Here is a 13,827-nt window from a genome sequence, read left to right as displayed (position 1 = left end):
AATCAATCAACAACCCAATACCTTCATGCCCATGCAACCCGTTAAAATCAAATCCGCACTGATATCGGTTTACTACAAAGACCGCCTGGAGCCGCTGGTGGAGCTCCTGAAGAAACACGGCGTCACCATCTACTCTACCGGTGGCACGCAAACCTTCCTGGAGAAACAGGGCGCTACCGTGGTAGCCGTAGAAGACCTGACAGATTACCCGTCCATCTTCGGAGGACGCGTAAAAACCCTGCACCCGAAGGTGTTCGGTGGCATCCTGCACCGCCGCGACAACGACAGCGACCTGTCGGAGCGTGAGAAGTATGAAATTCCGCCAATCGACCTGGTAGTGGTGGACCTCTACCCATTTGAGGAAACCGTTGCCTCCGGAGCCTCAGAAGCAGATGTGATCGAGAAAATCGACATTGGCGGCATCTCCCTGATCCGTGCGGCAGCCAAGAACTTTAAGGATGTGCTGATCGTGTCGTCCAGAGAACAGTATGACGAGGTGGTGGAGCTGCTGAAAGAGAAAGACGGTGCCACGGAACTGGAGGACCGCAAGCGCTTCGCTGCCAAGGCCTTCAATGTATCCTCGCACTACGACACCCACATCTTCAATTACATGAACGCCGGGGAGGAGACGCAGGCCTTTAAGCAGAGCGTGCAGCACAGCATGCCGCTGCGCTACGGCGAGAACCCGCACCAGAAAGGCACTTTCTACGGCAAGTTGGAGGACTTGTTCGAGCAACTGAACGGCAAGCAACTTTCTTACAACAACCTGGTGGATGTGGACGCTGCCGTAGCCCTGGCCGCGGAGTTCGAGGAGCCAGTCGTGGCTATCCTGAAGCATACCAATGCCTGCGGCGTGGCCACTGGCGAAACGATGAAGGAGGCTTACCTGAACGCCCTTTCTTCGGACCCGGTATCGGCTTTCGGAGGTGTGATCATCGCCAACCGCACCATCGACATGGCCGTGGCAGAGGAGCTGAATAAGCTGTTCTTCGAGGTGCTGATCGCACCGGAGTTTGACGCGGACGCACTGGAGCTGCTGAAGACGAAGAAAAACCGCATCCTGCTGAAGCAGAAGCCGGTGGAGCTATCAGCCAAGCAGTTCAAGACGCTGCTGAACGGCGTAATTGAGCAGGACAAAGACCTGGCAACCGAAACAGAGTCCGATTTTAAAACCGCCACCAAGCGCCAGCCTACAACCGAGGAGAAAAAGGCGCTGGTGTTTGCCGCCAAGGTATGCAAGCACACCAAGTCTAACACCATTGTGCTGGCCACCGACAAGATGATGTTCGCCAGCGGCGTGGGCCAGACCTCCCGCGTGGATGCCCTGCGCCAGGCCATTGAGAAAGCGAACAGCTTTGGCTTTGACGTGAGCAAGACCGTGATGGCCTCCGACGCCTTCTTCCCGTTCCCGGATTGTGTGGAGATTGCCGACAAGGCAGGAATAAAAGCGGTGGTACAGCCAGGCGGCTCTATCAAAGACCAAGACTCTATCGACTACTGCGATGCCCACAACATGGCCATGGTCATGACAGGCGTGCGCCACTTCAAGCATTAATCCGCTGAAGTATAATTTCACTTTACAATAAAAGTCCCCGGTTTCTGATGAGGCCGGGGATTTTTTGTTTTCTAAGTAAAGCCCAATTTAAGCCCATATACAGCGTTAGCTAAGCAGACAGGCATAAATTGAATAGATTTCACCTATAAATAAAAGTTTATTCGGGTAACAGTAGATAACTTGCATTATTAATTCCACTGAATTTCACTAATTTTGCCGCAAGTTTCTGACTAGAAATATTGTATATTGAAAATATAACGGGCAACCGCACGCCTTTCATACTTCACCATGGGACTATTTAACTTCTTAACCAGCGATATAGCCATTGACCTGGGTACTGCCAATACCCTGATCATCCACAACGATAAAATTGTAGTAGATGAGCCTTCCATCATCGCCGTGGACCGCACAACGGGCCGCGTGCTAGCCATTGGCCGCAACGCCATGCAGATGCACGAGAAGACGCACGAGAACATCAAAACCATCCGCCCGCTAAAGGACGGGGTGATCGCCGACTTCCACGCCGCTGAGGAGATGATCCGGGGCATGATCAAGATGATCGACACGGGCCGCCGCCTGTTCCAGCCGTCGCACCGCATGGTTATCTGCATCCCGTCGGGCATTACCGAGGTGGAAAAGCGTGCCGTACGTGACTCTGCGCAGCATGCCGGCGCCAAGGAAGTATGGATGATACAGGAACCGATGGCTGCAGCGATCGGTATCGGCATCGATGTGGAGCAGCCTATCGGCTCTATGATCGTGGACATCGGGGGTGGTACGACAGAGATCGCCGTGGTGGCCCTTTCCGGTATCGTGTGCGACCAGTCCATCCGCATCGCCGGCGACGTGTTCACCAAAGACATTCTGGACTATATGCGCCGCCAGCACAACCTGCTGATAGGTGAGCGCTCTGCCGAGAAGATTAAGATAGAAGTAGGTGCCGCGCTTACGGAGCTGGAGAACCCGCCAGCCGACTACGAGATCCGAGGCCGCGACCTGATGACCGGCATTCCGAAGGTAATCAAAGTAACGTATCAGGAGATCGCCATCGCGCTGGATAAGTCAGTGTCTAAGATTGAGGAGGCCGTGCTGAAGGCGCTGGAGATCGCGCCGCCGGAGCTATCTGCCGACATCTACGACAACGGTATTCACCTGACGGGTGGCGGGGCTCTGCTGAGAGGCTTCGATAAGCGCCTGGCTGCCAAAACAAAGCTCCCGATCCACATTGCCGAAGACCCGCTGAGAGCGGTAGTGCGTGGCACGGGTGCCGCCATCAAAAACATCGATGGATTCAAGAATGTCCTGCTAACATAACAGGGCCGCATGCGGAATCTATTTGCATTTATTTACCGGTTCCGTGCGTTCCTCGTGTTCCTGTTGCTGGAGGCGCTAAGTGTGTTCCTGATCGTGCGTTACAACACATACCAGGGCGCTGCCTTTTTTAACTCGGCAAACAGGTACGTGGGGCAGGTACTGGAGTTTCAGAGCGGAATCACAGACTATTTCCGGCTTACGGGCATTAACCAGGCGCTGGCCACCGAGAACGCGGCCCTGCGCCAGGAGTTGATGCAGTACCGCCAGCTGACTCTGACAGACAGTACGGCAAGTTTGGATACGACTTACTATACTTCGAGCGACACCAGCCGGGCATACCCTTACCACCTGCAGGCCGGTCGGGTAATTAATAATTCGGTGCGCCGCATGAATAATTACCTGACAATCTCGAAAGGCACAGCCGATGGGGTGCAGCCAGGCATGGGGGTAATTGCTCCTTCGGGCGTGGTGGGCCGTGTAAAGACTGTGTCTGAGCACTATGCCACCATCACCTCGCTGCTGCACTCGCAGATGCTGATCTCAGCCAAACTGGTGAAGGATAACACCTTCGGCACCATTAAGTGGCAGGGCGGCGACTACCGCACGGCGTTGCTTGACTACATTCCGCTGCACGTGAAGCCTGAAAAAGGCGACACCATCGTAACAAGCGGCTTTAACACCGTTTTTCCGGAAGGAATCATGGTGGGCACCATCAGCTCGATTGAGCAGGAGCCGGACAAGAGCTTTTACACGATAGGGGTGAAACTGAGTGTTGACTTTGCGCAGCTCTCTTATGTGTATGTGGTAGAGAACATGTACAAAGTAGAACGTGATACCTTAGAACAAAACGCAGGCATCATAACAGATGAACAATAGCTTTGGCTTAAATCATATCTTCCAGTTTTTTTTATTCGTGGCACTTCAGGTGCTGCTAATGGATAACCTGGTGCTCTACAGCATGGGCTTCTGCTTTATCTATGTTGCCTTTCTGCTATACTTACCCCTGACTATCAACAGGGTATGGTTACTATTCCTTGGTTTTATAGTTGGCTTTACCGTGGATGTGTTTTACGACACCATGGGCATACATGCAGCGGCAAGCGTTTTGCTGGCCTTTTTAAGACCACATGTATTGAACCTTCTGACACCCCGTGATGGTTACGACAGCAGCGATGCGGTAAACATACACGTGATGGGCACACGCTGGTTTCTTACCTACGCCTTCACGCTGATCCTGCTTCACCATGCGGCTGTGTTTTTCCTGGAGACCATCAATTTCCAGACGGCACTTTATACCCTGGCGAAGACGCTGTTCAGCACCCTGTTCACTGGTATCGTTGTGGTTATTATACAACTTCTGTTCTTCTCACCTAAGCGAGAGCGAATAGATTACCGATGAAGTACTTAGAAAACAGAAAATACGTAATTCAGGGCATTTTCCTGATGGTGGGAATCGTTTTCGCCATCAGGCTTTTCTATATACAGGTGGTAGACAGCAGCTACAAACAGGCTGCAGAGACCAATGCTATCAAGCCCATCATTCAGTACCCTTTCCGGGGCCTGATCTACGACCGCAACGGCAAGCTGCTGGTACAGAACACGCCTGTGTACGACCTGATGGTGGTACCGAAGGATGTAAAGAACCTGGACACCCTGCGCCTTGCGGAACTTGTAAAGTTACCGCTGGAGGACGTGCGGGAGCGTCTGAAAAAGGCCCGTTCCTTTTCCTACGTACAGCCCTCCCCTTTCTACCAGAAGCTGAGCACGCAGGAATTCGCTTATATCCAGAACAACCTTATTGATTTTCCGGGCTTCTACATTAACGCCAGAACGGCGCGCGGCTACCCGCACCAAAGCCTGGGGCATGCCTTGGGCTACATTGCCGAAATCAGCCCGAGGCAGTTGGAGGACAGCACCTACAACGGCTACCGCCCCGGCGACTACATTGGCAAAGCTGGTATAGAACTGGAGTATGAGAAGTATTTGATGGGCCAGCGCGGCGTAAAGTATAAAATGGTAAACGTGCGCGGTGTGGAGAAAGGCTCTTTCCGTGAGGGTGCCTTTGATACCCTGGCGGTGGCTGGCGAAAACCTCGTGAGTACCATCGACCTGGACCTGCAGGCCTATGGGGAGTACCTGATGAACGGCGCCAAGGGAAGTATTGTGGCAATAGAGCCCGCTACCGGCGAGGTGCTGGCTTATGTATCGGCACCGTTCTACGACCCGAACCTGTTTACCGGCAAAGACTATGGCAAGAACTACATGGAGTTGCTTCAGGACTCGAACAAAACCATGTTCAACCGCCCCATCATGGCCGACCAAAACCCGCCAGGCTCCATATTTAAGCTGACACAGGCGCTGATCGCACTGGAAGAGGGCGCCATAAACCCGAACACCACGTATGCCTGCAACAAATCGCTGGTAAACTGCCACGATCACCCCTCCCCACTGAATCTGTACGGTGCGGTGCAGCACTCCTGTAATCCCTACTTTTACCAGGCTTACAAGGCGCTTATCAACCAGGGTAAGTCGCCTAACACGTTTACAGACACAGCCATTGGCCTGAAGGAGTGGCGGGAGAAAGTGTTGAGCTTTGGATTCGGGCAACAGCTGGGTATCGATATCCCGGGGGAGAAGAAAGGCATTGTGGCCTCTACCGACCTGTATGACCGCGTGTACGGCAAAAACCGCTGGAAATACTCCACTATTTACTCCCTTAGCATAGGCCAGGGTGAGCTAGGGGTTACGCCACTGCAAATGGCTAATTTTATGGCCATCATTGCCAACAGGGGCCATTATTTTACACCGCACATCATTCGCTCTGTGGGTGAAGACGGAAAGCCACTAAAAGAGTACCAGGAGAAACATTATGCCGCTGTGAGCCCGCAGCACTTCGAGCCGATCATTGCCGGTATGTCTGAAGTGGTGCGCGCTGGTACGGGCCGTAGGGCTAACCTGGATAAAGTAGGCATTGAAGTATGCGGTAAGACCGGTACGGCGCAAAACCCACAGGGCCCTGACCATGCCGTGTTCGTAGCTTTTGCCCCGAGAGATAATCCCAAAATTGCCATAGCTGTATATGTGGAGCACGGTAAGTGGGGTGGCCAGTCGGCAGCCCCTATAGCCGGCCTGATGATAGAGCAGTACCTAACCGATACGGTTACCATTAAGCAGCAGGAGAAATGGGTACTGAGCAGGGAATACCTTAACATTAAATCGAAGTAAGGCCATGGAGAAAGTACTCGGACAGACATTGTCAAGCACCACCAGGAGCCGCCGCAGTTCCGGTTTTCTGGCTCCGCACCTGGATTGGGTAACCGTGCTGCTGTATTTCCTGCTGGTTGCCTTGGGTTGGATGAATATCTACGCTGCTGTTTACAGCCCCGACAATGTGATCAACATTTTCAGCATGGATATTAACTCAGGTAAACAGCTGGCCTGGATTGGCGCCTCGCTTCTGCTGATCATTGTGCTGATGGTGGTGGATTATAAAGTATACGAGCACCTCGCCTACCCCATTTATGGCTTTATCATACTGTTGCTGCTCGTAACACTAGTGGTGGCTAAGCCTATCGCTGGCTCCCGCTCCTGGCTCGATCTGGGTGGCGGCATACGCCTGCAGCCCGCCGAGTTAGCCAAGTTTGCCACAGCGCTGGCGGCCTCCAAGTTTCTGGGAAGTATAAACCTGCGCCAGCAGAACTTTAAAGATCAGATGATTCTGGCTGCTATTACGTTTGTGCCGCCTGTCATAATTATACTTCAGAATGAAACAGGCTCTGCGCTGGTATTTGCCGCCTTTATACTGGCTTATTTCCGGGAGGGCATGTCGCCGCTTATACTTATTATCGGAGGCTCAGCTGCGGCCATTTTTATACTTACGCTGCTAGTGCCCAAGCTGTACTTAATTGCCGGCATCACAATTCTGATGGCCCTGGCTACCTGGATGGATTACCGGCTGCTACGCCGCTTCAAAGTTATGATTGCCCTGTGGGGTGTTGTTGTAGCGATGATCTTTAGTGTGGATTTCTTTGTGAATGATGTGCTGCAGCCGCACCAGCAAAATCGTATTAAGGCGCTTATTAACCCCGAGGCGGATCCGCTGGGCTATGGCTGGAACGTAACGCAGTCGAAGATAGCGATTGGCTCCGGCGGTTTCTGGGGCAAGGGTTTTCTGGAGGGTACGCAAACTAAGTTCGACTTTGTGCCCGAGCAGAGCACCGACTTCATCTTCTGCACCATCGGCGAAGAACATGGCTGGATAGGCAGCACGGTCCTTATTGCCCTCTTTATGGTACTGCTCGTGCGCATTGTAAGTATAGCCGAGCGACAGAAGTCAGTTTTTGCCCGCACCTACGGCTACTGTGTGGCCTCTATCATCTTCTTTCACTTCCTGGTGAACGTGGGCATGACGATTGGCCTGGCCCCGGTGGTGGGTATTCCGTTGCCGTTTTTCAGTTACGGTGGTTCCTCGCTGTGGTCGTTTACGATCCTTCTGTTCATACTTCTGGCAATAGATGCCAACAGAGCGAAGGACCTGGCAAGGTAGCACCAAATAAAGGTTAATCCCTAAGACTCTTTTGGAGCTTTGAGTATAGAAAACTCTCAGGATGCTTACTAGCGAATAGTAATCACTCTGAGAGTTTTCTTATACTTGTCCGGCTCTCTAAGCCTTGTTTTAAAATGTACTGTCAGCTGCAGTTTATACTCTGTTCCTCAGCTCCATCAAAGCGCTGCTGTTAATGTGGCTATAGTTACCTAATCATTCAGGTCCCGCGACACTGTGCTGATGCTGTTATTGGCATCAATCACGATGTCATACTCATAGCAGCTGTCCATCTGAACTGTTTCCACCAATTCGGTTTTATCCAGCGTAATGGTGAAGGTTACCAGCCCTTTTGCATAACTCCTTGTATCAGAGCTTGTGTTAGGCATCACATTGTTAATATTTTCTGTGTTGCCGTTGGATGTTTTAATCTGTACGCTGGCAACTAAACTTCCATGATTAATTACCCTTGCACGCGGGTTTTCATTATCACATTTGTTGCAGCTGCTCATACCTACCATAAGCACCACTGCCACGGCCATTGTTAATAAAAGTCTAAATGCTTTCATGTTTACTTTTTTGTTGTCTTACTCTCTATTTAAATCTTGTTGTAGCGTACACGAGCGAAAGGATAAATTCAACTAAGTCATCATCCCCATCTCCCTTTTTCACAATATTAAGTACAATATTTTATTGCCTTAACACTTATAAAAGATGTCGCTAGGTACCAGATTGCCAAATATAGTTTAATTTTTATATTGAATAACTGCAGGCAACTTTAATATTTTAGTCCAATTAAAAATCTTTCACGGGCAGCAGATAACATAGCTATTCCACTTACCTCACTACAGGCTGGCAGCAACATAAAAGGCACGCCCTACGTGAGCGTGCCTTTGCCTTACCAGGTTAAATTTACAGTTCTTTACAAGTTATCAACAGAGGCCTCTATTACATTTTCCACGTTGTCGGCTACCAAGCTGAAGAAATCGTAACCGGTTTTCGCCTCGATCATGTCAACGGAAGTTCTGTAGGTTCTCCAGTCTGAGGAAACATTCTGGTCGTTTGGCATGTCGATGGCGATTACGCGTGTGTTAGTCGTTACACGGTTCACGTCATCGTCTCCGTCCGGAATGATAAGAATAACTTTCCAGGTATTGGATGGCACCGTTACCATGCCGCCGGCAATAGTGGTAGCATAGCCGTTAGAACCAGTTCCGCCAACGCCGTATACCCCTGAGATAATATAGATCTCATATCCGCCAGTAAGCATAGAGCGGCAGTAGCTCTCCAGGCTAGCCCAGCCTAAACGGTTGTTGTTTGGGGCCTGCGGGATCATGTTCGTCATTAAGAACGTGTTGGAGTTGTCGTCTACAGACAGAGTACGGTCAGCGGAAGGGCACATGTGGCCACGGTCAAACCCGCTGCCAGTATAGTCGGTAGACCCTACCTGATACCAGCCGGCAGGCAGGGTAATATCCGCACGGAAATCATCTTGCCTAGGAGTGCTGCCCAGCCAGGCCTCGTCCAGGTGCCAGCTTACCCAGTTGGCAGATCCGCGGTCGCGGCTGTAAGACATTACATACTCCTCTTTCTCCAGCAGGTAGTTGTTTACCGCATTCAGGTCTATCACCGCATTGGTAGGGTTGCCCATGGTAAGGTGCACAGCTCCTAAACCAGAGCTCGTGCCGCCTCCAGTACCGCCCGTACCGCCTGAACCTCCTGAGCCGCTGCCTGAGCCACTGCCTCCCGAGCCGTTCACGATAAAGTTATCGATGTTAATACGGTTTCCGGCACCGCTCAACTTCACCACTCTGAATCTGACAGGCGATGTAAAAGCCACATCAAAGGATATCGTTTCCAGGGTAATAGATGAGCTGGTAACGGTGTTCCCAACTTTAGTCCAGGAGGCTCCTCCGTTGGTAGACGCTTGCAGTTCCCAGGTGCTTGCCCCGTCCGTTCCGTACACGGCATGGCTGATCTGCACAGCTTGCGCATCACCCAGGTCGAACTCCATCGCCAGTGAACCCAGATCGCGGATACGCACAGACTTTGTTCCAACCTTTCTATCTGAGTCCAGCGTCCCGATCAACGCCTCGTTTAGCAGCCAGCTGCCGGAGGCAAGGCTTACAGAGCCACTAGCGTAGCTACCCTTGGAACCTCCTTCGAAGTCTTCTGCAAAGGCTGGCGCTACAACCACTGGGTTTGCCTCAACCGAGACGTTGTCCACGTTAACGCGGTTGCTACCCCCTCCTACTTTTCTGATCTGGAAGCGCACCGGCCCCGTTACATTAAGCGGAATAGATAGCTGCTGAAGTGAGAAGCTGCTCACAGTAACAGTGCTGCCCGCCTGCTGCCAGGAGGAGCCACCGTCGGTAGAATAGTAAACCTCGAGCTGCGAGTTCTTGTCTTTGCCATACTTGGCATAGCTGAAGGCAAAAGACTTGGCACCGTCAGGCAGGTCGAACTCCATGCCGATCAGGCCAAGGTCGCGGATACGCGCTGACTGCAAACCGGATTTGACATCAGAGGAGGTGTTGCCCGTCAGAGCCTCCTGGAAACTCCAACTACCATTGGCAAAGGGAACAGAGGCTGCCGCATAGCTTCCCTTATACCCTGTTTCAAAATCCTCGTCGTAAGGCGCAATAGTAGCAGGCGCAGTTGCCGCCACGTTTACAACTGTCGGGCTGACTTTGTCCAGCTCCGACTCGCAGGAGGTCAAGGAAAATAAAGAAACCAGCAGGACAACCCACTTAGTTAAGTATAAATGTTTCATGTGTGATGGTTATGGATGGTAAGGCGCGGCAATAAACAGAAAAAATCCTATATTATATATATGTTAACGAAAATATAACAAAAGATAAATGTAGTTATACCATCGATTAACCGTTGCTAAGGGGCATTTACTGTGATTAACAGCTAGGGGCAGGAAAATAGAAATGCTATTTGGCTGATAGAAGGTAGTTGATGGAGTTTACAGTGAGATGGAGATTCAATTAATCAATCAGCCTGAAAACAAAAAAGGGTTGCAAGCTTTATGCTTACAACCCTTTTAAATTCTAGTACCAGGAGCGGGAATCGAACCCGCACGAGCTTGCGCTCACAAGATTTTAAGTCTTGCGTGTCTACCAGTTCCACCATCCCGGCAACCTCCGGGCTATTCCCAGAGAAGTGACTTTAAAAAACAAAGACGTTGCTTATCACAACGTCTTCTGTCTTGCTTTTCGAGAGCGGGAGACGGGATTCGAACCCGCGGCCTCGACCTTGGCAAGGTCGCGCTCTACCAACTGAGCTACTCCCGCTTTTTTGTTTTTCCTAAACCGCCGTAGTGATTTAGTGATGCAAAGATAGAGACAAAATCTGACATGTCAATAGCTGCCTTAAAAAAAATCAGCCTCAGCATGCTTCTATGCTGATAATCAGCCAGAAAATTTTCATTCTTTTTTTAATTGCTGAGGTGCCGCCAGCTGCAGCGCCTGAGATTTAATGTAAATTTATACTTCCGGGGGCAGAAAACAAGGAATTCATACTTAAAAGTATACTTACAGCTCCGGCGGCAAGTATAAATCCCCTGTGCCACGGGCCGGCAAAACGCTTTCCCCTGCCCCCGGAGTAATATCCGCTCCTAGCGCACCCCTGCCTGCTGCTTGTCCTGCAGCAGCAGCTTCAGCTCGTTCAGCTTCAAGAGGGCCTCCACCGGCGTGATGGTATTAATGTCGAGCTGCTCCATCAGCTCTTTCACACGCTCCAGCTGCGGGTCGTGCAGCTCGAACATGCTAAGCTGGAAGTTGTTCTTCGGCGCGGTTTTCATCTTCTGCTTCGGCGCCTGCTCCGATACCTTCTCCTTCTCCAGGTGGTGCATGATCTCATCGGCGCGCAGCACCACGTTGTTGGGCATGCCGGCCATCTGCGCCACGTGTATACCGAAGCTGTGCTCACTGCCGCCCGGCACCAGCTTGCGCATGAACAGGATCTTGCCGCCCGCCTCGCGCACCGACACGTTGTAGTTCTTCACGCGCGGCAACTCTTCGGCCAGCTGGTTCAGCTCGTGGTAGTGCGTGGCGAAAAGCGTTTTGGCTTTGAACTTCGGGTGGTTGTGCAGGTGCTCTACAATGGCCCAGGCAATCGAGATACCATCGTAGGTGCTGGTGCCGCGGCCGATCTCGTCCATCAGCACCAGACTGCGGTCCGAGAGGTTGTTCAGGATGCTGGCCGTCTCGGTCATCTCCACCATAAAAGTAGACTCACCGCGCGACAGGTTGTCAGATGCTCCCACACGGGTGAATATCTTGTCGATGATACCGATTTTAGCGGCCTCCGCAGGCACAAAGCACCCGATCTGAGCCATCAGCACGATCAGGGCCGTTTGGCGTAGCAGGGCACTCTTACCGGCCATGTTCGGACCAGTGATGATGATTACTTGCTGCTCCTCGTTGTCCAGAAAGATATCGTTCGGCACATAGGTCTCGCCCAATGGTAGCTGCTTCTCTATAACCGGGTGGCGGCCTTTTTTGATATCTAGCACATGGCTGTCGCTAACCTCCGGCTTCACGTAATTATTGCTCAAGGCAATGCCTGCAAAGGCGCTCAGGCAGTCGATCACCCCGATCACCTTGGCGTTCTGCTGCACCTGCGCCACGTAATCCATGGCCTGGAGCACCAGCTCGTTAAACAGGCTGAACTCGATGGTGAAGATGCGATCCTCGGCGTTCAGGATCTTCTCCTCGTAGGTTTTCAGCTCCTCGGTGATGTAGCGTTCGGCGTTTACCAGCGTTTGCTTGCGAATCCAGCTAGCCGGCACCTTGTCTTTGTGCGCGTGCGTTACCTCCAGGTAATAACCAAACACTTTGTTATAGGCGATTTTAAGCGAGCTGATGCCCGTGTTCTTGATCTCGCGCTGCTGCACCTGCGCCAGGTAATCCTTGCCCGAGAAAGCGATGGCGCGCAGCTCGTCCAGCTCCGCGTTCACCCCCTCGTTGATCATGTTGCCCTGATTGGTGAGCATCGGCGGCTCCGGCTTCAGTATGTTGCGGATCTCCTCACGCAGGCCGTCGCAGGGTGCCAATTGGTCAGCCAGTTTTACCAAAGCAGGTATGCCACTGGCGGAAAGCAGCTTTTTGATAGGAAGTATAGCCTCCAGCGCCTTGGCCAGCTGCACCAGCTCGCGCGGGTTTACGCGGCGCACGGCCACTTTAGAGATCAGTCGCTCCAGGTCGTTTATCTGCTTCAGGTGCTGCACCAGTTCATCCAGCAGCTCGCGGTGCTGCGTCAGAGCCTCCACGGTATCTAGGCGCCGGCGGATCTGGGTCACATCCTTCAGCGGTAGCACCACCCACTTCTTCAGCAGGCGAGCACCCATCGGCGTCACGGTTTGATCCAGCACGTTGATCAGCGGCACGCCTTCCGGATGCTGCGGGTACACCAGCTCCAGGTTGCGCACGGTAAAGCGGTCCAGCCACACATACTTATCCTCCTCCAGGCGGGAGATGGTGGCGATGTGGCTAATTTCGTTGTGCTGTGTTTCGGCAAGGTAATGCAGGATGGTTCCGGCGGAGATAATAGCCTCGCTCATCCCCTCAATACCAAAGCCTTTAAGGGAGGCGGTGCCAAACTGGCGCGTCAGCGACTCGTAGGCAAAATCATACTTGAATACCCACTCATCCAGCGCATAGTAGCGAAAATCGGGACCGTAGCGCTCTATAAACGTTTCCTTCTCGCGCTTGCAGAACAGCACCTCGGCCGGGGCCAGGCTTTGCAGCAGCTTGCCGATGTAGTTCCTATCGCCCTGTGCGGTGATGAACTCACCTGTAGAGACGTCCAGGAAAGACACGCCCGTCTCGGTTTTACCGAAATGCACGGCGGCCAGATAATTGTTGCTGCGCTTCTCCAGCACCTGGTCGTTAAAGGACACGCCCGGCGTCACCAGCTCGGTTACGCCGCGTTTCACGATACCTTTTACCGTTTTCGGATCCTCCAGCTGGTCGCAGATGGCTACGCGCTCGCCGGCGCGCACCAGCTTGGGCAGGTACGTGTCGAGGGAGTGGTGCGGGAAGCCGGCCAGGGCCGTTTCGGAGGCCGAGCCGTTGCCGCGCTTGGTCAGTACGATGTCCAGTATCTTACTCGCCTTGATGGCATCCTCGCCGAAGGTCTCGTAAAAATCCCCTACCCTGAACAGCAGCAGCGCCCCCGGATGCTTCGCCTTTATGGCGTTGTATTGCTTCATCAGTGGCGTTACCGTGCCTTTGCCTTCTCCTTTCATACTGTTTTATACTTTATACTTTGCGGGTGATTTTGCACCCGGTTTATACTTTGTAATTGATTTTGGGGAGTGGACCTAAAAGCCATTCCTACCCCTCCGAGGAGGGGAATTCATACTTTGTTGGCTCTGCCGCTGTTCCGGATTTGCAATCCGGGACTT

The 13,827-nt window shown here is 52.3% G+C and carries 9 protein-coding genes and 2 tRNA genes; 6 read left to right on the top strand and 5 right to left on the bottom strand.

Annotation, left to right across the window (positions count from 1 at the left end; all coding sequences use genetic code 11):
- The first annotated feature begins 31 nt into the window (after nt 1–31).
- The 6 genes from purH (at nt 32) to rodA (ending at nt 7,415) form a co-directional block, all read left to right on the top strand.
- Nucleotides 32–1,555, top strand: a complete 1,524-nt coding sequence (gene purH / locus OO017_RS00160) for a bifunctional phosphoribosylaminoimidazolecarboxamide formyltransferase/IMP cyclohydrolase (RefSeq protein WP_266050419.1) — start codon at nt 32–34, stop codon at nt 1,553–1,555.
- A 288-nt stretch (nt 1,556–1,843) separates the two neighbouring features.
- On the top strand, nt 1,844–2,869 hold the full coding sequence (locus OO017_RS00155) for a rod shape-determining protein (protein WP_266050418.1): 1,026 nt from the start codon (nt 1,844–1,846) through the stop codon (nt 2,867–2,869).
- A gap of 9 nt (nt 2,870–2,878) precedes the next feature.
- The gene (gene mreC / locus OO017_RS00150) at nt 2,879–3,745 is read left to right on the top strand and encodes a rod shape-determining protein MreC (RefSeq protein WP_266050417.1); all 867 of its coding nucleotides are present in this window, start codon (nt 2,879–2,881) and stop codon (nt 3,743–3,745) included.
- Nucleotides 3,735–4,268, top strand: coding sequence for a hypothetical protein (locus OO017_RS00145; RefSeq protein ID WP_266050416.1), 534 nt, complete (start codon nt 3,735–3,737; stop codon nt 4,266–4,268). The genes mreC and OO017_RS00145 overlap by 11 nt, the downstream gene beginning before the upstream one ends.
- Nucleotides 4,265–6,094: a penicillin-binding protein 2 gene (gene mrdA / locus OO017_RS00140; RefSeq protein ID WP_266050415.1), complete on the top strand. Its 1,830-nt coding sequence runs from the start codon at nt 4,265–4,267 to the stop codon at nt 6,092–6,094. Before OO017_RS00145 ends, mrdA begins: the two co-directional genes overlap by 4 nt.
- Before the next feature lie 4 nt (nt 6,095–6,098).
- On the top strand, nt 6,099–7,415 hold the full coding sequence (gene rodA, locus OO017_RS00135; protein WP_266050414.1) for a rod shape-determining protein RodA: 1,317 nt from the start codon (nt 6,099–6,101) through the stop codon (nt 7,413–7,415).
- A gap of 209 nt (nt 7,416–7,624) precedes the next feature.
- Here the strand turns inward: rodA and OO017_RS00130 are convergent, their stop codons facing one another.
- The 5 genes from OO017_RS00130 to mutS all read right to left on the bottom strand — a co-directional run bounded on the left by OO017_RS00130 (nt 7,625) and on the right by mutS (nt 13,668).
- Nucleotides 7,625–7,981: a hypothetical protein gene (locus OO017_RS00130; RefSeq protein WP_266050413.1), complete on the bottom strand. Its 357-nt coding sequence runs from the start codon at nt 7,979–7,981 to the stop codon at nt 7,625–7,627.
- 353 nt (nt 7,982–8,334) lie between these two features.
- A complete protein-coding gene (locus OO017_RS00125) occupies nt 8,335–10,185 on the bottom strand; it encodes a DNA/RNA non-specific endonuclease (RefSeq protein WP_266050412.1) in 1,851 nt (616 codons plus the stop codon).
- Between the two features lie 287 nt (nt 10,186–10,472).
- Nucleotides 10,473–10,556, bottom strand: a tRNA-Leu gene (locus OO017_RS00120).
- 82 nt (nt 10,557–10,638) lie between these two features.
- Nucleotides 10,639–10,711: transfer RNA gene (locus OO017_RS00115), tRNA-Gly, on the bottom strand.
- Between the two features lie 323 nt (nt 10,712–11,034).
- Nucleotides 11,035–13,668, bottom strand: a complete 2,634-nt coding sequence (mutS, locus tag OO017_RS00110) for a DNA mismatch repair protein MutS (protein ID WP_266050411.1) — start codon at nt 13,666–13,668, stop codon at nt 11,035–11,037.
- Between the last annotated feature and the right edge of the window lie 159 nt (nt 13,669–13,827).

Origin of the sequence: Pontibacter anaerobius (assembly GCF_026241195.1) — a bacterium.
Classification (GTDB): Bacteria; Bacteroidota; Bacteroidia; order Cytophagales; family Hymenobacteraceae; genus Pontibacter; species Pontibacter anaerobius.
This window is presented reverse-complemented; position numbering and strand designations above follow the sequence as displayed.